This window comes from Winogradskyella sp. Asnod2-B02-A (assembly GCF_045063645.1).
Taxonomy (GTDB): Bacteria; Bacteroidota; Bacteroidia; order Flavobacteriales; family Flavobacteriaceae; genus Winogradskyella.
This window is the reverse complement of the sequence record NZ_JBEFOG010000026.1, coordinates 150,755-169,261: the sequence shown is the minus strand read 5'-3', so window position 1 is coordinate 169,261 and position 18,507 is coordinate 150,755. Positions and strand designations below refer to the sequence as shown.

Annotated in this window: 17 protein-coding genes; 6 read left to right on the top strand and 11 right to left on the bottom strand. The window is 31.4% G+C overall.

The features are described from left to right. Positions 1-66: 66 nt before the first annotated feature. The 9 genes from ACJJVO_RS04275 to ACJJVO_RS04235 form a co-directional block, all read right to left on the bottom strand. A complete protein-coding gene (locus ACJJVO_RS04275) occupies positions 67-2,169 on the bottom strand; it encodes a von Willebrand factor type A domain-containing protein (RefSeq protein ID WP_405570874.1) in 2,103 nt (700 codons plus the stop codon). A gap of 86 nt (positions 2,170-2,255) precedes the next feature. Further along, entirely contained in the window at positions 2,256-3,341 is a 1,086-nt protein-coding gene (locus tag ACJJVO_RS04270; RefSeq protein WP_405570871.1) for an AMP-binding protein, read from the bottom strand. Positions 3,342-3,346: 5 nt separating this feature from the next. Next, on the bottom strand, positions 3,347-4,279 hold the full coding sequence (locus tag ACJJVO_RS04265; RefSeq protein WP_405570869.1) for a CPBP family intramembrane glutamic endopeptidase: 933 nt from the start codon (positions 4,277-4,279) through the stop codon (positions 3,347-3,349). Positions 4,280-4,281: 2 nt separating this feature from the next. Beyond that, entirely contained in the window at positions 4,282-5,316 is a 1,035-nt protein-coding gene (locus ACJJVO_RS04260) for an o-succinylbenzoate synthase (protein WP_405570867.1), read from the bottom strand. A gap of 71 nt (positions 5,317-5,387) precedes the next feature. After that, a complete protein-coding gene (locus tag ACJJVO_RS04255; protein WP_405570864.1) occupies positions 5,388-7,364 on the bottom strand; it encodes a YgiQ family radical SAM protein in 1,977 nt (658 codons plus the stop codon). Positions 7,365-7,443: 79 nt separating this feature from the next. Further along, positions 7,444-8,268, bottom strand: a complete 825-nt coding sequence (locus tag ACJJVO_RS04250; protein WP_405570862.1) for an alpha/beta hydrolase — start codon at positions 8,266-8,268, stop codon at positions 7,444-7,446. A 29-nt stretch (positions 8,269-8,297) separates the two neighbouring features. Further along, positions 8,298-8,975 carry a metal-dependent hydrolase gene (locus tag ACJJVO_RS04245; RefSeq protein ID WP_405570861.1) on the bottom strand — a complete coding sequence of 226 codons (678 nt, stop codon included), beginning with the start codon at positions 8,973-8,975 and terminating at the stop codon, positions 8,298-8,300. Positions 8,976-9,012: 37 nt separating this feature from the next. Continuing rightward, positions 9,013-9,918 carry a 1,4-dihydroxy-2-naphthoate octaprenyltransferase gene (gene menA, locus ACJJVO_RS04240; protein WP_405570859.1) on the bottom strand — a complete coding sequence of 302 codons (906 nt, stop codon included), beginning with the start codon at positions 9,916-9,918 and terminating at the stop codon, positions 9,013-9,015. Between the two features lie 65 nt (positions 9,919-9,983). Next, positions 9,984-10,823: a 1,4-dihydroxy-2-naphthoyl-CoA synthase gene (locus ACJJVO_RS04235; RefSeq protein ID WP_405570857.1), complete on the bottom strand. Its 840-nt coding sequence runs from the start codon at positions 10,821-10,823 to the stop codon at positions 9,984-9,986. Between the two features lie 191 nt (positions 10,824-11,014). On the opposite strand from ACJJVO_RS04235, the gene ACJJVO_RS04230 reads away from it, so the two are divergent. Next, positions 11,015-11,443: a hypothetical protein gene (locus ACJJVO_RS04230; RefSeq protein WP_405570856.1), complete on the top strand. Its 429-nt coding sequence runs from the start codon at positions 11,015-11,017 to the stop codon at positions 11,441-11,443. Here the strand turns inward: ACJJVO_RS04230 and ACJJVO_RS04225 are convergent. Beyond that, positions 11,435-12,265 carry a S1 RNA-binding domain-containing protein gene (locus ACJJVO_RS04225; protein ID WP_405570853.1) on the bottom strand — a complete coding sequence of 277 codons (831 nt, stop codon included), beginning with the start codon at positions 12,263-12,265 and terminating at the stop codon, positions 11,435-11,437. The two genes, ACJJVO_RS04230 and ACJJVO_RS04225, sit on opposite strands and share 9 nt — an antisense overlap. Before the next feature lie 213 nt (positions 12,266-12,478). Between ACJJVO_RS04225 and ACJJVO_RS04220 the strand changes: the two genes are divergently transcribed. Continuing rightward, positions 12,479-13,000, top strand: a complete 522-nt coding sequence (locus tag ACJJVO_RS04220) for a SixA phosphatase family protein (protein ID WP_405570852.1) — start codon at positions 12,479-12,481, stop codon at positions 12,998-13,000. Here the strand turns inward: ACJJVO_RS04220 and ACJJVO_RS04215 are convergent. Then, on the bottom strand, positions 12,980-13,771 hold the full coding sequence (locus tag ACJJVO_RS04215; protein WP_405570849.1) for a DUF6503 family protein: 792 nt from the start codon (positions 13,769-13,771) through the stop codon (positions 12,980-12,982). The two genes, ACJJVO_RS04220 and ACJJVO_RS04215, sit on opposite strands and share 21 nt — an antisense overlap. 174 nt (positions 13,772-13,945) lie before the next feature. Here ACJJVO_RS04215 and smpB point away from each other — a divergent pair, with 174 nt between their 5' ends. From smpB to ACJJVO_RS04195, 4 genes are all read left to right on the top strand, one after another. Then, positions 13,946-14,404 (top strand): SsrA-binding protein SmpB, encoded by a 459-nt coding sequence (gene smpB, locus ACJJVO_RS04210; RefSeq protein WP_405570847.1) that lies wholly within the window; start codon positions 13,946-13,948, stop codon positions 14,402-14,404. A gap of 12 nt (positions 14,405-14,416) precedes the next feature. Beyond that, positions 14,417-15,253, top strand: a complete 837-nt coding sequence (locus ACJJVO_RS04205; protein WP_405570845.1) for an SH3 domain-containing protein — start codon at positions 14,417-14,419, stop codon at positions 15,251-15,253. 241 nt (positions 15,254-15,494) lie between these two features. Continuing rightward, positions 15,495-17,963, top strand: coding sequence for a DUF5686 and carboxypeptidase regulatory-like domain-containing protein (locus ACJJVO_RS04200; protein ID WP_405570842.1), 2,469 nt, complete (start codon positions 15,495-15,497; stop codon positions 17,961-17,963). 18 nt (positions 17,964-17,981) lie between these two features. Next, a complete protein-coding gene (locus ACJJVO_RS04195; RefSeq protein ID WP_405570841.1) occupies positions 17,982-18,497 on the top strand; it encodes a hypothetical protein in 516 nt (171 codons plus the stop codon). Positions 18,498-18,507: the final 10 nt, after the last annotated feature.

The window sequence follows — 18,507 nt, the reverse complement described above, 5'->3', positions numbered from 1 at the left end:
CTATTTGATTTTAGTATAAAAAAACCCAATGCTTTTGCATTGGGTTTTTTGCTTTTATATAGTTCTCTACTTTAAGTTTTCATAAGATTTAACTAATCTAATAAACTCTGCTCTATAACCATCTTTATCTTCTCCTCTACCGCTTTCGGCTAATTCAATCACCTTGGTAGTTGTTGCGTTGTTAAAGTATTTAGATTGTCTTAATTGCATACCAAATAATGCTACAGCAGCAGCAAAATTACTATCAATTGTGGCTTGCGTAATTGTATCATTCTGAACATGAACCATTTCAATACTAGTATCTTCTTTTGGTTCTTTATATCTGAATTTCACAGTAAACAGTTCATCTTCATAATTTTCTTTCGTGTTTAATTTAGTGTATTTTAAATCTGGTTGGTTTTTTAGATAGCCACTTTTAATACCAACCGGAATAATTTCATACAAAGCAGTTACTGTATGTCCACTACCCAATTCACCTGCATCTTTGGTGTCATCAACAAAATCTTCGTCCGCTAGCAATCTGTTTTCATAACCAATAAGGCGATAAGCTTGTACTTTTTTAGGATTAAACTCTACTTGAATTTTTACATCCTTAGCAATTGTAAAAAGTGTTCCACCAAATTCTTTTCCAAATACTTTCTGCGCTTCTTGCATGTTATCAATATAAGCATGATTTCCATTGCCTTTATCTGCTAAGGTTTCTAATTTTGAATCTTTATAATTACCATAACCAAAGCCCAAAACGGATAAAAACACGCCAGATTTACGCTTCTCTTCTATTAAAGATTGCATATCATCATCACTAGAAGCTCCTACATTAAAATCACCATCCGTTGCTAAAATCACACGATTGTTTCCATTGTTTTTAAAATGCTTTTCTGCTAGTTTATAAGCCAATTTAATTCCTGCACCTCCTGCTGTTGAACCGCCTGACCTCAAATGATCTAAAGCTGCCAATATTTTTTCTTTTTGATCACCAGAAGTTGGTTCTAAAACAACACCTGCAGCACCAGCATAGACTATTATAGAGACTTTATCCTTTTCGCGCAATTGATTTACCAATAGTTTAAATGCACTTTTTAATAGTGGTAATTTATTGCGAGAACCCATGGAGCCAGATACATCTATTAAAAATGTTAAATTGGAAGCAGGAAGGATAGCATTAGCATATGTTTTTCCCTGAAGACCTATTCTAACCAATTGTGTTTCTTTATGCCAAGGTGTTTCTACAACTTCGGTATTTATAGAAAACGGATGCTCATTTGTAGGTTGTGGATAATTATAGTTAAAATAATTTACCATCTCTTCAAGTTTCACCGCATTTGGAGGAACAGTTTCTCCATTATTTATCATGCGCCTTACGTTAGAATAACTTGCTTTGTCTACGTCTATTGAAAACGTAGATAATGGGGTTTGACTTGAATACTTAAAAGGATTTTCTTGAATTTTAGCGTAGTGTTCTGTGTTTATAGGTTTATAATTTCCATTTTTCGTTGTAATTAGTATTACACCTGCAGCTCCTCTGTTGCCGTAAATGGAAGTCGCACCAGCATCTTTTAAAACAGACACTTTAGCAATATCACTTTTTTTTAAACTTCGGAAATTTGCTTCATCAACTGGCACGCCATCAATAATGAATAATGGCTCTATGTTTGAGTGAAGCGAACTTACGCCTCGAAGATTGACCGTTGAATTTGATCCTGGCTGACCAGAACCAGTAGCTACATTTACACCTGCTACCTGTCCTGATAAAATTTGTGAAAAGTTAGCGGATTTAGTCGGTACTTTTTTCTCAGAACTAACAACTGAAACAGCACCTGTTGAAACGGTTCTCTTTTGAGTACCATAACCAACTACTACCACTTCATCTAAAGTAGAATTATCAATTTGCATTGCCACATCAATGACTAAAGCGTCATTAACTTTTTTAGATATTTTTACATATCCTATATAGCTAAATAGTAAAACATCATCTGCACTTGCATTTATAGAATATTTACCTTCTAGATTGGTCTGAGTGCCTTGAGAAGTTCCTTTAATAATTACATTAACTCCTTGCAACGGAACACCATCAAAATCTGCGGTTACAGTTCCTTTTATTGTTTTTTCTTGAGCTTCTGCATGCAAAAATGATAATGCAAAGCATAAAATGAGTATTAGATTTTTCATAATAGTTGATTTATAAGTTTGTGTAAACCTATAAACAAACACTATGAGATAAAATCTATAATGAGTAAACTGCGTATTTGAATGAGTTAACTACTTAAAACAGCTTTAATCGTTTTTTTACGTTGAATTTTACCATTTACAGTTTCAGAAAATTTATCTATTGTATAGATTTTCTTCGGAATTTCGAACTTACTTAATGTCTTTAACCCCTGAATCTCTTTAAGAATATCTGCCGTAGAATCTGTTGGGTTTTCAATTATAAGAATCAATTTTTCTCCGAGTGTAGCATCATCTTCACCTCCAATAATAAAACGTTGTTTAATAACTGGTTGTAACTTATCTTCAATTTGTTCTGGAAATAATTTTACACCTCCCGAATTTACAACATTATCAAAACGACCTAAAAGTTTAAAGCTTGTTGGTGACTGTAATTCTACAATATCATTAGTAATTAGTGTCTCTTTAACTAATTTTGGAGCCTTAATCACTAAACATTTTCTATCATCTTGTGCAAAAGTAACATGCTCTAATGCATTAAAATAGGGTTCTCTTTCACCAGACTTAGATTCTAGAGATCTAACAGCAACATGTGTTACAGTCTCTGTCATTCCGTATGTTTCGTAAAATCTAGCATCACAACCTTTAATTTTTTCTAATAAAGGTTTTGTTACTTTAGAGCCACCAACTATAATGGTTTTTATATTGTGTATATAACTAATAGTATACTTTAATTGTAAAGGAATCATTGCACAGAAATCGTATACTTTTTCATAATCGAAAATAGGTTGAGCAGCAGGCTCCACAAAATCGATTTCTAAACCTAAAACTAAAGCACGTACAAACATCATTTTACCAGCAATAAAATGACTTGGTAAACAATGTAAAGCCGTATCTCCTGGCTCCAAACCAAAAAAGTTACCTGTAGCTATGGCAGAATTAACCATGGCTTGTTTCTTTAATTTTACTTGCTTTGGTTGCCCTGTAGACCCAGAAGTTGTTACATACAAATGATCTTCTTTATTTAACCAATCGATTAAAAAATCGCCAGTTACTTTTTCGTAGGCTTTGCCTTCTTTTATTAAACTATAGGCTACTTCCTTTAATTCATCATGATTAAAATGAAGTCCGTTAAACTTAAAACGATTATGTACTTTGTCGTATGTTGGTGTCATAATTACTACTCTATTATTTTATAATCTTCTTTTGGTGGTTCTGTTACTTTTCCAAATAATTTATCTTTCCAATTGGTCCATCCATACTTTTTAGAAAGGATAAATAACATTAAAGGATAAACGATAAGTACTGGTAATATAATTTGTATGGCTCCTAATTCGGGCTCAGAAGTATCTTTAAAAATGGCATCGGTTTGCAAAGCTGTCCAATCTGCTGTCACCAATAAAGAAGCCAAAAGATTATTACCTAAATGAAAACCTAAAGCTAATTCTAATCCTTCATCCATTAATGTCATTATTCCTAATAACAAACCTGTACCAATATAGAAAATCATCATCTGCCAAAAACCTATTGCTGCTACCTCTGGATTAGCACTATGTGCAATACCAAATAAAACCGAAGTTAAAATTAATGGAAACCATTTATTCTTTACTAAAACTCCTACTTGTTGCATTAAATAACCTCTAAATAAATATTCTTCTAATGCTATTTGAAACGGAAATAACAAAATACTAATTATAAAAAGCACTGCAAATTTCACAGGATTAAACTGATATATAATATTTGAAGAATCTATTGAATACATTACAAAAAAGGAACCTATTGTATAAAACGAAATCATTAAAAATGAAAACAAGACACGTTTAAAATCTACTTTAGACCTAGTTGTTGTTAAGGACAATATACTTCTTTGGTGTATATATTTCACTAATATAAACAATAGACCTAATAAAAACGCAAAAGGTAAAAGATTCATTATTAAAGAAATATTTGCAGGAATCTTCTTCATTAATTCGTAAGCCATATCCAAATCTGCAGGATCTGCTATTAAATAATAAATAAAGTTGCCTATAAATATACCTGCAATTAAAAAAGTAGTAAGTATAAACATCCAAAGTTCACGTTGACCTTTGTAAGCTTGTTGTATATAATTCATTCTTATAAATTAAATTTCCAATTCTCTAATAAATCGTAGTGCAAAGTACCATTTTTTACTTTTAGTGGCGAAAAAAAATTGTTGGTAAATAAACTTCCAGTGCCTAAACCTTGTGGCATTTTGTTTTTAAGAGTAAAAGTCCATTGTGCTATAGCGTTTAAGCCAATATTACTTTCTAACGCACTTGTAATCCACCATTTAATATTTAAGTTTTCTGCGCAATTAATCCATTCTTCACTGCCTTTGAATCCTCCAACCAAACTTGGTTTTAAAATAATATACTTTGGATTTATAGTTTGAAGTAATTTTTCCTTATTCATTTTTGAAAAAACACCTATTAACTCTTCATCTAAAGCAATTGGTAATGGTGTAACTTCGCATAGTCTTGCCATTACGTCAAATTGTTTTGGCTTTATAGGCTGTTCTATAGAATGTATTTGATATTCTGAAAGTTGTTTTAATTTTTCTAAAGCATCTTCAGGTGAAAAAGCGCCATTGGCATCAACACGTAGTTCTATATCAGAAATAGAAAACTCTTTACGTATAGATTTTAAAATACCGAGTTCTGTTTGAAAGTCTATAGCACCAATTTTCAATTTTATACAATCAAAGCCTGCTGTAATCTTTTCTTTGATTTGAGTTCGCATAAAATCTTCACTACCCATCCAAACCAAGCCATTAATGGGAATAGCATCTTTTCCTTTGGTAAAATCGGAAGGAAATAATTGAAACCGATCTTCACTTTCTAAAGATTTAAAAGCAGTTTCTAACCCAAATTGAATGCTTGGAAACTCAATGAGTTTGCTGAGTAATACTTCTAATCCTAGATGTATATTATTACAGGTCCATTCTAACTTCGCTTCATAATCTGGCCTATCGTCAATAGATAAACCTCTTAAAATACCACACTCACCTACTCCTTTTTTACTATCTTTTTCTAATATAATAAACCATGTTTCCTTTGTGGTCATTACACCTCTAGATGTGCCACTTGGTTGTTTAAAATTAAGAATATATTTATGGTAAATTGCTTTCATACAAGGTTCCAAAAATAGGTGATAATTGGGATTTAAATGATGAATTTATATTCAGTTAGTTTTCGATAATATTAGCGACGTTTCTTTTTAGATCTATGCTTCTTTTTTCTACTAGAACCATTAGAGAAATTTGTTGAAGTTGCAGGAACCGCATCATCAAACGTATTTTTCACCTTTTTTAGGTTGACACTTTTCCAGCCTTTATTATCTTTTTTATCTTCTGGTAGTAAGCGCTCTACTAAATCTGTTCTACCTACTTTATTCAAGGTTTTTTTAATCCAATCTTTATTTTCCTTTTTATACCAAAAGAAAAAACGATGTTGCTCGTCTTTTTCCTTTTTAGACTTAGGTGTTTTAGTCGGTTTTAAGGTATATGGATGATAACCACTATAATAAATTACTGTAGCTACCGTCATTGGTGTTGGTGTAAATCCTTGTACTTGCTCTAGCTGAAAGCCCATATCTTTAGTTTCAGCTGCAAGATTTGCCATATCTTCTACTTCGCAAGCAGGATGATTTGAAATAAAGTAAGGAATCAATTGAAGATTTAGATTCTTTTTAATATTTATTTTATCGAAACGTTCTTTAAACTTATGAAAATACTGAAACGATGGTTTACGCATTAATTTTAAAACAGGATCAGAAGTATGTTCTGGTGCTACTTTTAAACGTCCAGAAATATGCTTAGTCATTACTTCTTCAGTGTAATCATCTAATTCCTTTGGATCTGCATTTTTATTGAATTCTGGCACTAACATATCATGTCTAATTCCACTTCCAATAAATGATTTTTTAATTTTAGGATGCTTATCTACAGCCTGATATAGTTCCGTTAAAGGTTTGTGGGACGTATCTAGATTACTACAAATCACTGGTGAAATACAAGAAGGTGCAACACATTTATCACAAATGGATTGTACTTTTCCCTTCATCTTATACATGTTAGCAGATGGTCCTCCAATATCAGATAAATAACCTTTAAAATCTGGCATATTTGCAACCTTATCTACTTCTCTTAAGACTGATTCCTGACTTCTACTAGCAATAAATTTTCCTTGATGCGCAGAAATGGTACAAAAGCTACAACCTCCAAAACATCCACGATGTATGTTAATTGAAAACTTAATCATTTCAAACGCAGGAATTGGTCCACGCTTATTATATTTTGGATGCGGTAATCTTGTATAAGGCAAATCGAAAGACGCATCAATTTCTTCTTCTAGCATCGTTGGAAACGGTGGATTAATTACCAATTTCCTATTATTTATACTTTGCAGAATTCTGTTCGCATTTAACTTATTAGATTCTTGCTCAATTACCTTAAAGTTAGATGCAAATTTCTTTTTATCACTCAAACAAACTTCATGAGATTGAATCTCTACATCATTCCAATTTTTATTTTTTGGCAGCGCTTCATCTTTATCTAATAAAAAGGCTGTTTGTTTAATTGTTTTTAAACTTGAAAATGGCACTCCTTTTTGCAATAGCTCTACAACTTCTCTCAATGGTTGTTCACCCATGCCATAAACCAACATATCTGCTTTAGATGTTTCTAAAATAGAAGGCATTAGTTTATCACTCCAATAGTCATAATGCGTAACACGACGCAAAGAAGCTTCAATTCCTCCGATTAATACAGGAACGTTAGGGAATTTTTCTTTTAAGATAGTTGAATAAACAGAAGTCGCGTAATCTGGTCTAAATCCTTTATCACCATTTGGTGTATAGGCATCTTTATCCCTACGTTTTTTACTTGCTGTATAATTGCTCACCATGGGATCCATACAACCACCTGTAACTCCAAAAAATAATTTTGGAGTTCCTAGCTTCGTAAAATCTTGCAGATTATCGTTTACACTAGGCTGTGGCACTATGGCCACTTTTAATCCATAACTTTCTAAAATACGACCAATAACTGCTGGTCCAAAAGATGGATGATCTACATAAGCATCACCACTAAACAGTATAACATCTAGCTCTTCCCAACCGCGAAGTTTCACTTCTTTGTTAGTAGTAGGTAACCAATCTGTAAGTTTATTAATTTTCATAGTGCTGCAAAGATACGCTTAAATTCGTTTTACAAATTTATAGTGAGATAAGTGAACGATATTTTAAAAGGTAAATTACTTATTTGGTATCATTAACATTTAATGTCCAAATTAAAGCTTTCTCTTTTGTAGCTCTAAAAATGGTATTATGTTGTTCTTTTGGTTCATCAGAATAGTTCCAAATTAAGTTGCCAGATGCACTTTTTTCTAATGTTTTAGCAAGGTTATTTGTATGAGTAGAAATATCCTTAGCATCAGAACCCGCAAACCAAAGTCTAGTTGGTTTAGTAGGTTCGTTTTCTAAAAAGTTTTTTGCGTTACGTTCTAAATAATGGTTATTCCACCATAAGGAAGGGTCCATAGCGATATAAAAATCAAAAATATTAGGATCAACAAAAAAGGTTTCAATAACAAAAAGACCTGCTAAAGATTCGCCAATTATACCTTTCTCATCAGTTGTTTTATATCTTTTATTTATTTCTGGCATTAACTCGTCTACAATAAAAGCTCTGAAATCTTTTGCTCCATCTGTTAATGGACAATATTCTTCATCTTCTTTAACTTCAGAAACTCCAGATAAGTCTTTTCTTCTATCTATGTTTTCAATACCAACGAGAATCATAGGTGCAATTTCTTTACTCTCCACTAATTTAGCTATTGTATTTGCTATATGCGGAAAATCTTCTTGCACAACTCCTCCATCTGGCATATACATAACAGGCAAAGCCTCATTACTTGTTTTGTAATTAGGAGGTGTCCAAACATTGATGACTCTTGTTTCTTCTAAAAGTTTAGATTCTATCTTAAAATCATCATGAGGTGGAATAGGATCATTATATTGTGGCGCATTGTTGCAACTTAATATCAGAACTAACAAAAGAAATAAGGTTACTAATTTTTTCATTTTTTAGATTTTAAATTCATCAAGCTTTATTAAATCTCCACACTCTCACCAATCTCCAATAACATCAAATCCTTATCCTTATCAAAGAATTTGCGTTTAGCTTCTTCATGATTAATTTCAATATAACCGAAAGTATCAAAATGACAGCCTAAGATTTTATTACACTCAATAAAATCACTGGCAAGGATGGCATCATCTATTCCCATAGTAAAATTATCTCCTATTGGTAAAATTGCTAAATCGAGTTTGGTTTGCATAGGAATTAGCTTCATATCCATTGTTAAACCCGTATCTCCTGCTATATAGATGGTTTTATGTTCTCCTTCAATAATAAATCCACCAGGTTGACCACCATAACTACCATCTAGAAATGACGAAGTATGAATAGCATTAACGTATTTAAGATTCCCGAATTCAAAATCCCAAGCACCTCCATGATTCATAGGATGACCTTCTAAATCTTTATTTTGGAAATAAGTTACGATTTCAAAATTAGATACAATTACAGCTCCTGTGCGCTTAGCAATAGCTTCAACATCTAAAATATGATCTTGGTGCGCATGGGTTACCAAAATATAATCGGCCTTCAGTGTGTTGATATCAATACCAGAAGCTTTTTCGTTTCCCGTTATAAAAGGATCGACTAAAATATAAATATCTTTAATTTGAATACCTAAACTGGCATGACCGTAGAATGTAATTTTCATGTTTTAAAAATTTTAAAAATAATAACAACGTTTAAAATTAATACAAAATATAACCAACTCCTAAAAGAAGTGCAAACAGAAAAGTTGAGAGTGCTAAAACCTTTAACTGACTATCAAAATCATTAGGTTCTACAGCTGTTTTTATCTTTTTAATATGAATTATTAAAGGTATAAAAGCTATGATATACATCAAATTGTATGGCTCTACATAATATAATATTGAGAATATTACGGCTAATACCATTGCAGTAATAATAAGCGCAAAATGATATTTTTTAGCACGTACCATACCTAATTTAACTGCTAATGTTATTTTCCCTGCATTAGTATCAGATTGGATATCACGCATATTGTTTAAATTTAAAACACCGACACTAAGAAGGCCTAGTGCTATTGCAGGAAGAATAATAAGATGATCTATAGTGTGCATGTAGAGAAAGTAACTTCCCATAGTACTTACTAGTCCAAAAAACACAAATACAAACAGATCTCCTAGCGCTCTATAACCATAAGGAGAATCTCCCATGGTATAATTTAATGCCGCGAATATTGATAAACCTCCAAGCACAACAAAAAGCAGTATGTATAAAAAATTACCAGTTCCAAAAGCTGTCCATAATAATGCCAATGTTAAAAAAATAACAATTAAAATATTAAGCTTTATGGCTTCATACATTTCTTGTGGTGTAATTTCACCACTTTGTATTGCTCGCTGTGGACCAACACGCTCATCATTGTCTGTTCCCTTTACTCCGTCACCATAATCATTGGCTAAATTAGATAATACCTGCAGGCTTATTGTAGTTAAAATAGCCAAGACTGAAACCAATACATTAAAATGACCATTGTAAAAAGCGAAACAACTTCCTAGAATTATTCCGGATACAGAAAGTGGTAATGTTCTTAAGCGCATGGCAGAAAGCCAAGGTTTAATTTTCTTCATTTAAACTAAATTAAAGTACTATTGATACTTTTTATATTTGCTAAAAAATATAAAAGTGTTTTAGATTATGGAATCCACTTTTTTGGAAAATTAGGCTTTCTTTTTTCTAAAAAAGCATCTCTTCCTTCTTTTGCTTCGTCAGTCATATAAGCCAATCGTGTAGCTTCACCTGCAAATACTTGCTGACCAACCATACCATCATCTGTAAGATTCATGGCAAATTTTAGCATCTTAATAGATGTTGGTGATTTTGCTAATATTTCTTGAGCCCATTCGTAAGCTGTTGCTTCTAATTCTTCATGAGGTATAACAGCATTGACCATTCCCATATCAAAAGCTTCTTGTGCAGAATAATTTCTTCCTAAGAAAAATATTTCTCTAGCTTTTTTCTGACCTACCATTTTAGCTAAATAGGCGGATCCATAACCACCATCAAAACTGGTAACATCTGCATCAGTTTGTTTAAAAATAGCATGCTCTTTACTCGCTAAAGTTAAATCACAAACCACGTGTAAACTATGTCCTCCACCAACTGCCCAACCTGGTACTACTGCAATTACGGCTTTTGGCATAAAACGAATAAGACGTTGAACTTCTAAAATATTTAAACGATGGTAACCATCTTCACCTACATATCCTTGATGCCCTCTTGCCTTTTGGTCTCCACCAGAACAAAAACTCCAAATACCATCTTTAGTAGAAGGACCTTCTGCACTTAAAAGCACGACTCCAATATTTACATCTTCGCCTGCATCATAAAATGCGTCGTATAATTCTGATGTTGTTTTGGGCCTAAATGCATTTCGTATATCTGGTCTATTAAATGCTATCCTTGCAACACCATTAGACTTCATATATGTGATGTCTTCATAGGTTTTGGCCGTTATCCATTTTGGTTCGTTCATTCTCGTAAATTTAGCTAACAAAAATACAGATTTTTAAATTACTTTTTATAAATAAAACATCTAAACATTAATACTGAAACGTATAACTATCTCATTATCATTTTTTTGTGACTAACTCAAAAATGATGTGTCAAATAATAGGTCTATATGTTTTAAGACCAATAATTTAGTTAATTTAAATCTTATTAGAAATGAGTATTATTAATACAGACTTATCAACTCAAATTATCAAACAGACAAAGTCTGAGGTTGGTACAGTGCACTACTTTAACCATCTTGCAGTAATAGAGTTTAATGAAGGTACACATATTGATATTACAGCTGTTAGAAAAACGCTTAAGGATTTATTAGATTATTTTGGTAAGACAAAACCATTTGGTTTAATTGCAAACAGAATTAATTCTTATTCTATCTCATTATTAGATTTAAAAGATGCAAGACTAGCCTTACCTAATTTAGCGGCTTACGGCATTGTAAGTTATACAAATGCAACAAGAATGAATGCTGAAATTGAAAGTAGCTTTTGCGAATGGAATGACATCTGTTTTAATAACTTACATCAAAGTATTAACGCTATCTACAAAAAAGTGATTGATCAATCTAAAAATACTTTAAACTAACCTAATTCCATCTGAATCAATTGTAATCTGGCGTTCTTTATACAACGTGCCAATTGCTTTTTTAAAGCTCTTTTTGCTCATTTGAAGCTGTTTTTTAATGTCTTCTGGACTAGATTTATCATGAAGCGGTAAAAAGCCACTATTATCTTGAAGTTCAAATAAAATATGCTCTGCATTAGGTTCAATATTTCTGTAACCTATTTGATTTAAAGAAATATCTAATTTATTATCTGGTCGTACTTTTTTAATAATACCTTTTAATCGATCGCCTACACTAATATCTTTATAAATATCATCATTAAAAACTAAACCAAGATGTGTTTTATTAACAATTACATTCATTCCTAATTCCGATGGATGTGAAACTATTAAATCTACTTCATCAAATTGAGCAACGGTTAACTCTTTATTATCTAAAAAATGATTTGTTTTACTTGATGCTACTAAACGTTCAGTTTCTTCATCTAGATAACAATGTACTAAATACCAACCACCAGCTTTCATTTTAAAAGCTTGTTCTCTAAAAGGGCAAAACAATTCCTTAACTAAACCCCAATCTAAAAATGCACCATATTCAGTAACTTGGTTACATCGTAGTAAAGCAAAATCACCTTTTATAATATAAGGATGATCTGTAGTTGCTACAGGTCTTTCTTCATTGTCTAAATAAACAAATACTTCAATTTTATCACCTATCTCAAAAACTTTAGGCACATACCGATTTGGTAAAAGAACTTCACCTTCATTTCCATCACCTAAAAACAATCCAGGTTCTGTATCTCTTAAAATTTCTAAAGTATTGTATTCGCCTAAGTTTATCATGCCACAAAGGTATTAATATTTTTTATTACTTGCTTAACTTAATTAGCCATCTATACATTAAAATATGTCTATTAAATAAGCTTTAATTTAAGTCATTTTCATTTTAACCTTACGAGCTATAATAATCACAAAATTCAGTCAATATGTTCTATTCTTATTATATTTACTACATTAGCTCATAATCGTTAAACACGCACTTTTTTTCTTACAACCATGAAAAAACTCATATTTATATTACTGATATCAATAGTCGCATTTCCTTCATGTAAAGAAAGTGCAAAAAAGAATGACGAAGTTATTACAACTTATTATTTAATTAGACATGCTGAAAAAGACCGTTCAGACGCTTCTAATAAAAACCCAGAGTTAACAGAACAAGGTTTGAAACGCGCTGAAAATTGGGCCAAATATTTTGAAGATGTGCAATTTGATGCTATTTATTCTACGGATTACAATAGAACAAAACAAACAGCAACACCAACGGCAAAGGCTAATAAACTTGAACTTCAATATTATAATCCTTTTACATTAGTAATTGAAGAATTTATTGAGAAAACAAAAGGAGAAACCGTTCTTATAGTTGGTCATAGTAATACAACTCCACAATTTGTAAATAAAATATTGCAGAACACTAAATATGAAGATATTGCAGATGATAACAATGCTAATTTATATAAGGTGACAATCTCAAAAAATGGCACAACTTCCGCATTATCAAAGGTTGATATCAACTAATTTAACTTCTACATTCTCCAGTTCTATTTTAGACAAGAGTTTAAGTTGATTCTCTTCAAAAGCTTTACCAAGATTTTCAAGTGCAATAGATGTGTCTTCAGACTTATAATTATTGTAATCTACAAAACGTAAACTATTAATGTAGCGTTCATTATAGGCTTCTCTAAATCGCATTCCTACTCCATCAGTTTCATTATAAGAATATGCTAAATAATCAACTTTAAATGTTTTTATATTAACCCAATAGATAAAAACATCTTCAAAATCTTCTCCTCCACCTGCGGCATTAAACGTTACTTTAATTTTATAGTAATCTTTACCCTTAATCTTTTCATTTTCTAAAAGCGTTTTGTGTACTGCTTGGTCATTTAAACCATAGGGTAAAACTGAAAAATAATGCACGGAATTTACGGAAGCTTCGTATTTCTTTGCTATTGAATCTTCAAGTTTTACAAATGCTTCATTGTTATATCGCTCAAAACCAACATTGCTCAGCATATCGAAAATAGAATCATTACCATCTATATTCAATCGCACTAATAGAAACTCATTATATTTACGTAAAGCTTGGTAGTATGTATCTCTAAATTCGAATTTAAGACTAGATCTTTTAAAATTTTCACCTCCAGAAACTTCAATTGATTTATTAATAATATCAGTTGCTGTTAATGCTTTTTCTGTAGCTGACACATCATTTTTTATCTCATTAGATGTTTCGTTTTTACAGCTAAAAACTAGAACAAGCGCTAAGAAAAAGATATAATTCTTCATAATAAACATGTATTTATTTTCTAAAGTCGCAAAACTAAACCTAAGATTACAGAAAGGTCTTAAATTGGTCTTAAAGTACTTTTATTATATACAATTTCACCTTTCGCATTTGCATCCAAAAAATAATTAGGATTACAAAAAAACTTCAATCTTACTTTCCTATCTTTGCCAACCATGCAAAAAACGGTTAACATATTAAACAAGAAGGCAAAATTTCAGTACGAGATATTAGATAAATATACGGCTGGAATTGTATTGACCGGAACTGAGATTAAATCTATCAGAACTGGCAAAGCTTCTATTGCTGAAAGTTTCTGTGAATTTAATGATCGAAACGAACTTTTTGTGATTAATATGACGGTTGAAGAATACGCTTATGGTAATTATTATAACCACAGACCAAAAGCAGAACGTAAATTACTTCTCAACAAAAAAGAGCTTAAAAAGCTAAAAAAGGAAATGGATGTAAAAGGTATTGCAATTATTCCTTTACGACTGTATACCAATGAAAAAGGTCTTGCTAAATTAGTTATTGCTATCGGAAAAGGTAAAAAACTCTACGACAAGCGCGAAACAATTAAGGATCGCGATAATAAACGTAATTTAGATAGAATTAAGAAAGATTTCCGATAGTACTTATTAGAAATGAACAAGTTTATAATTTTATTTGTTTTAGCATTAAACTTCAGCTTCGCTCAAGACAGCAACCATTTAGAAATTAACCAAGAGTTTAAAATAGACCAGATTGTATATTTATTTGGCGATAATGTAAAATTAAGAAACTCACCTTCTGTTGACTCTGAAGTGGTTAAATTATTGACTATTGGAGAACCTCTAAAAATTATAGAAAAGAGTTCTGAAACTTTTATGTATAATGGCATAAACTCGCCATGGTATAAAGTAGAATACAATAACCAACAAGGTTATGTTGTAGGTGGATTAATTTCAATAGTAGAAAAGAAAGATGATAATGTTAGATTTCTATTTGCTACAGAAATGGTTGATGAGAAATTGTATATTATTACAAGGGCACTTATTAATTCTAAGACTGAATATTTTGAAAACAAATCAGAATTTCTTGGAAGCAATTATGGTTTTAAGATAAACCTCTATAATAATCGAGGCGTTAAAAGCATTGATAATATTCTATTTATTAATTACCTTCCAGAATCTTGTGGAGCAAATTCTGGCGGATACTACCTCTTTCTAGACAGTAACAACCTATACAAAGTCATTGACGTTTTTTCTAGCGCAGATATTGGTTTTTGGGAATCAGAGAATTTAATTTTTCCTAATGATCCGAAAGGAGAAAAAGACAAAATAATTTATTTTCAGGAACATGGACAATATTCAGAAATGGATAATCTTGAAAATGAACCTACTTGGGAGAAGACAAACACTACTAAAGTGAATTTAAAATGGGTTAACAATAAGCTTCACCCCAATCCCAAGACCATTACCGAAAATCTCAACAAAGAATAGCACTCAACGACGCTTTTAGTCTATATTATATCGGTTTTTTATGATTTTATTTAACAAAAACGATAATTTTAAGATTCCTATAACTTTTACTGCTCTATTTTTAGTCTAAGTTTGATGCAACCTTTTGCAATTTATTTACGTCTATTATAATACGTAACACAAGAATTTTTCAACTTTAGGCACAAAATTTGTGAATAGAGGTAAAATTTAAATCAAACTTTATTTTCATCAATCACTCTCTATGACTAAAAAACTACTCAGCGCCTTCCTAATTTGTATAAGTACATTAGTGTCCGCACAAATCACTGGTAATATTACAGACCATAATAACGAACCACTTCCATTTGTAAATATCTTAATCGAGAATACTTATAAAGGCACAACAAGCAATGATGATGGTTATTATGAACTTAACATTTCAACACCAAAAACCTATACTATTGTTTACAGTTATTTAGGTTATAAAACGGTAAAGAAGACTATTACTATAGATAAATTCCCTTATCAATTAGATGTTATTTTAGCTGAAGAGTCTGTTTCTCTTAATGAGGTTATTATAGATTCTGAAATCGATCCTGCAATAGCCATAATGCGCCAAGCCATTGCACAACGAAAAGCTAATCTTGAAAAAATAAATTCTTATAAAGCCGATTTCTATTCTAGAGGTTTAATAAAAATTAAAGATGCTCCTGAGAAATTATTAGGTCAAGAAGTTGGCGATTTAGGAGGTGCTTTAGATTCTACAAGAAGTGGTATTATCTATTTATCAGAAACAATTTCTAAAATCCAGTTTTTATCACCAAATAAGCTAAAAGAGAAAATTACAGCTTCAAAAGTAAGTGGCAACGATAATGGCTTTAGCTTTAATGCAGCACAAGATGTTGATTTTAATTTTTACAACAATACCATAGAATTTGGAAACGAAATCATTACTCCTATAGCAAACAATGCTTTTGGTTATTACCGTTTCAAGCTCGATGGTGTGTTTTATGATGAAAGAGGAAACCTAATCAATAAAATTAAAGTGACACCAAAGCGTAAAAACGATCCTGTATTTTCTGGATACATTTATATTGTAGAAGACCAATGGGATATTTATGCTTTAGAACTAGACATTACAGGAACTCAAGCACGAATTCCCATTGTAGACGTCATCTCAATACAACAAAACTTTTCATATTCTGAAACTAATGACATTTGGGCCAAAATCTCTCAAAGTATGGATTTTAGATTCGGTATGTTTGGCATCAAGGGAGATGGACGCTACACAGCAGTTTATAGTAATTACGAATTTAATACTGGCCTCACCAGAAAAGATTTTAGTAGAGAAATTGTTGCTTTTGAAAAAGAAGCCAACAAAAAAGATTCTATTTTCTGGCAAACTATTAGACCTGTGCCACTAACTTTAGAAGAGCGCACAGATTACATAAAAAAGGATAGTCTACAAACGCTACGGGAATCTAAACCTTATTTAGATTCTTTAGATCGCGCTAACAATAAATTCAAATTAGGAAATCTATTAGGTTACACCTATCAAAATTCACATAAAGATTATCGCTTAGGTTTTGACATTCCGTTATTAGGAGGTGTTCAATTTAACACGGTTCAAGGATATGCAGCAAATGCTAATGTGTTTTATGTTAAAAATTATGATGATTATAAACGCTTTTTTAGAGCTAGTAGTAATATTCAATATGGTTTTTCAGATGAACGATTACGTGCTACAGGTTCACTTTCTTATAAATTTAACAGCATAACTAATGCCTATTTAAGTTTAACTGGTGGAGTTTCTGCAGAGCAGTTTAATTCTTCTAAACCTATTTCTCCTTTAATAAACTCAGTAAGTACGTTGTTTTTTGAAGATAATTACATGAAATTATACGATAGAAGTTTTATCGCTCTTAATTATTCTGAAGAACTATTTAATGGCATTAGTCTGTTCGCTGGATTAAGTTACGAAAGACGAAAAGCACTCTTCAATACAACGGATCAAACGTTTAGAAATGAAGAAAATGACGTTTACACCAGTAATAATCCACTAGACGAAACCGCTTTTGGCATTGCTCCTTTTAAAACACATAATATTATTAAAGGAAGTGTTACCGCACGTATCAATTTTGCTCAAGAATATTTAAACTATCCAGATGCTAAATATAATGTTAGTAATGATGATTACCCAACATTGTATTTGGGTTATGAAAAGGGTTTTGGAGCCACAAATAACAATTATAATTTTGATCAAATAAAAGCGCGAATACAGCAGTCGTTTAATATAAAAGATAAAGGAAAATTTATGTACAACTTAAAAGCTGGGAAATTTTTTAACGCAGATGATATTGCTTTTATGGACTACCAACATTTTAATGGTAACCAAACACATGTTAGTACAGAAGGTAATTATACCAATGTATTTAATAATTTAGATTATTATTCAGCAAGCACAAATGATGCTTATTTTGAAGGCCATGTAGAACACGATTTTAATGGCTTTTTACTCGGAAAAGTGCCATTGCTTAACAAGTTGAATTTTAATTTGGTAGTGGGAGCGCACATGCTAGCAACACCAGATAATAAACCCTATCAAGAATATTCCGTAGGACTCGATAATATTGGTTGGGGAAAATGGAGATTATTAAGAATCGATTATTTACGTTCTTACCAAAGCGGATTTCAAAGTGATGCTATTGTATTTGGTTTAAAATTCTTTTAAGTTTATAGCATGAAAAAAATGGCATTTATCTTATTCGTTTTATCCTTAAACATATCTGCACAAACAGAAAAAAAGGATTACTCAAAAAACGTCAACTCTATAGACAGCACAGTTGCTAGCTTATATTCAGTAATCTCAGGAGACAAAGGAGTAAAACGCGATTGGGATTTATTTAAGCACCTTTTTAAAAAAGATGCCAAGCTTATTGCTACCGGAAAAAACAAAAAAGGAGAAACTAACATTCTTTATATGTCTCCAGATGATTACATTAAAACCTCTGGGAAATGGCTGGTAGATAATGGTTTTCATGAAGTAGAAATAAAACGAAAATCCCAAATCTTTGGAAACATTGCTCATGTTTTTAGCACCTATGAAGCTTTTAAGAGTAAAGACGAAGAACAACCTTTTATGCGTGGCATAAACAGTATTCAATTGTTTAATGATGGCAAACGTTGGTGGATTGTTAATGTTTATTGGATGCAAGAATCTGAAGAAAATTCTATTCCTGAAGCTTATTTACCAAAGAATAAATAGTTTTCATTTC

Coding starts and splice junctions, on each gene's coding strand:
- ACJJVO_RS04205 (WP_405570845.1), top strand. CDS start 14,417: ATGAACAAGTTTATAATTTTATTTGTTTTAGCATTAAACTTCAGCTTC.
- menA (WP_405570859.1), bottom strand. CDS start 9,918: ATGAAGAAAATTAAACCTTGGCTTTCTGCCATGCGCTTAAGAACATTA.
- smpB (WP_405570847.1), top strand. CDS start 13,946: ATGCAAAAAACGGTTAACATATTAAACAAGAAGGCAAAATTTCAGTAC.
- ACJJVO_RS04270 (WP_405570871.1), bottom strand. CDS start 3,341: ATGACACCAACATACGACAAAGTACATAATCGTTTTAAGTTTAACGGA.
- ACJJVO_RS04215 (WP_405570849.1), bottom strand. CDS start 13,771: ATGAAGAATTATATCTTTTTCTTAGCGCTTGTTCTAGTTTTTAGCTGT.
- ACJJVO_RS04250 (WP_405570862.1), bottom strand. CDS start 8,268: ATGAAAAAATTAGTAACCTTATTTCTTTTGTTAGTTCTGATATTAAGT.
- ACJJVO_RS04195 (WP_405570841.1), top strand. CDS start 17,982: ATGGCATTTATCTTATTCGTTTTATCCTTAAACATATCTGCACAAACA.
- ACJJVO_RS04230 (WP_405570856.1), top strand. CDS start 11,015: ATGAGTATTATTAATACAGACTTATCAACTCAAATTATCAAACAGACA.
- ACJJVO_RS04265 (WP_405570869.1), bottom strand. CDS start 4,279: ATGAATTATATACAACAAGCTTACAAAGGTCAACGTGAACTTTGGATG.
- ACJJVO_RS04245 (WP_405570861.1), bottom strand. CDS start 8,975: ATGAAAATTACATTCTACGGTCATGCCAGTTTAGGTATTCAAATTAAA.
- ACJJVO_RS04225 (WP_405570853.1), bottom strand. CDS start 12,265: ATGATAAACTTAGGCGAATACAATACTTTAGAAATTTTAAGAGATACA.
- ACJJVO_RS04275 (WP_405570874.1), bottom strand. CDS start 2,169: ATGAAAAATCTAATACTCATTTTATGCTTTGCATTATCATTTTTGCAT.
- ACJJVO_RS04200 (WP_405570842.1), top strand. CDS start 15,495: ATGACTAAAAAACTACTCAGCGCCTTCCTAATTTGTATAAGTACATTA.
- ACJJVO_RS04255 (WP_405570864.1), bottom strand. CDS start 7,364: ATGAAAATTAATAAACTTACAGATTGGTTACCTACTACTAACAAAGAA.
- ACJJVO_RS04235 (WP_405570857.1), bottom strand. CDS start 10,823: ATGAACGAACCAAAATGGATAACGGCCAAAACCTATGAAGACATCACA.
- ACJJVO_RS04260 (WP_405570867.1), bottom strand. CDS start 5,316: ATGAAAGCAATTTACCATAAATATATTCTTAATTTTAAACAACCAAGT.
- ACJJVO_RS04220 (WP_405570852.1), top strand. CDS start 12,479: ATGAAAAAACTCATATTTATATTACTGATATCAATAGTCGCATTTCCT.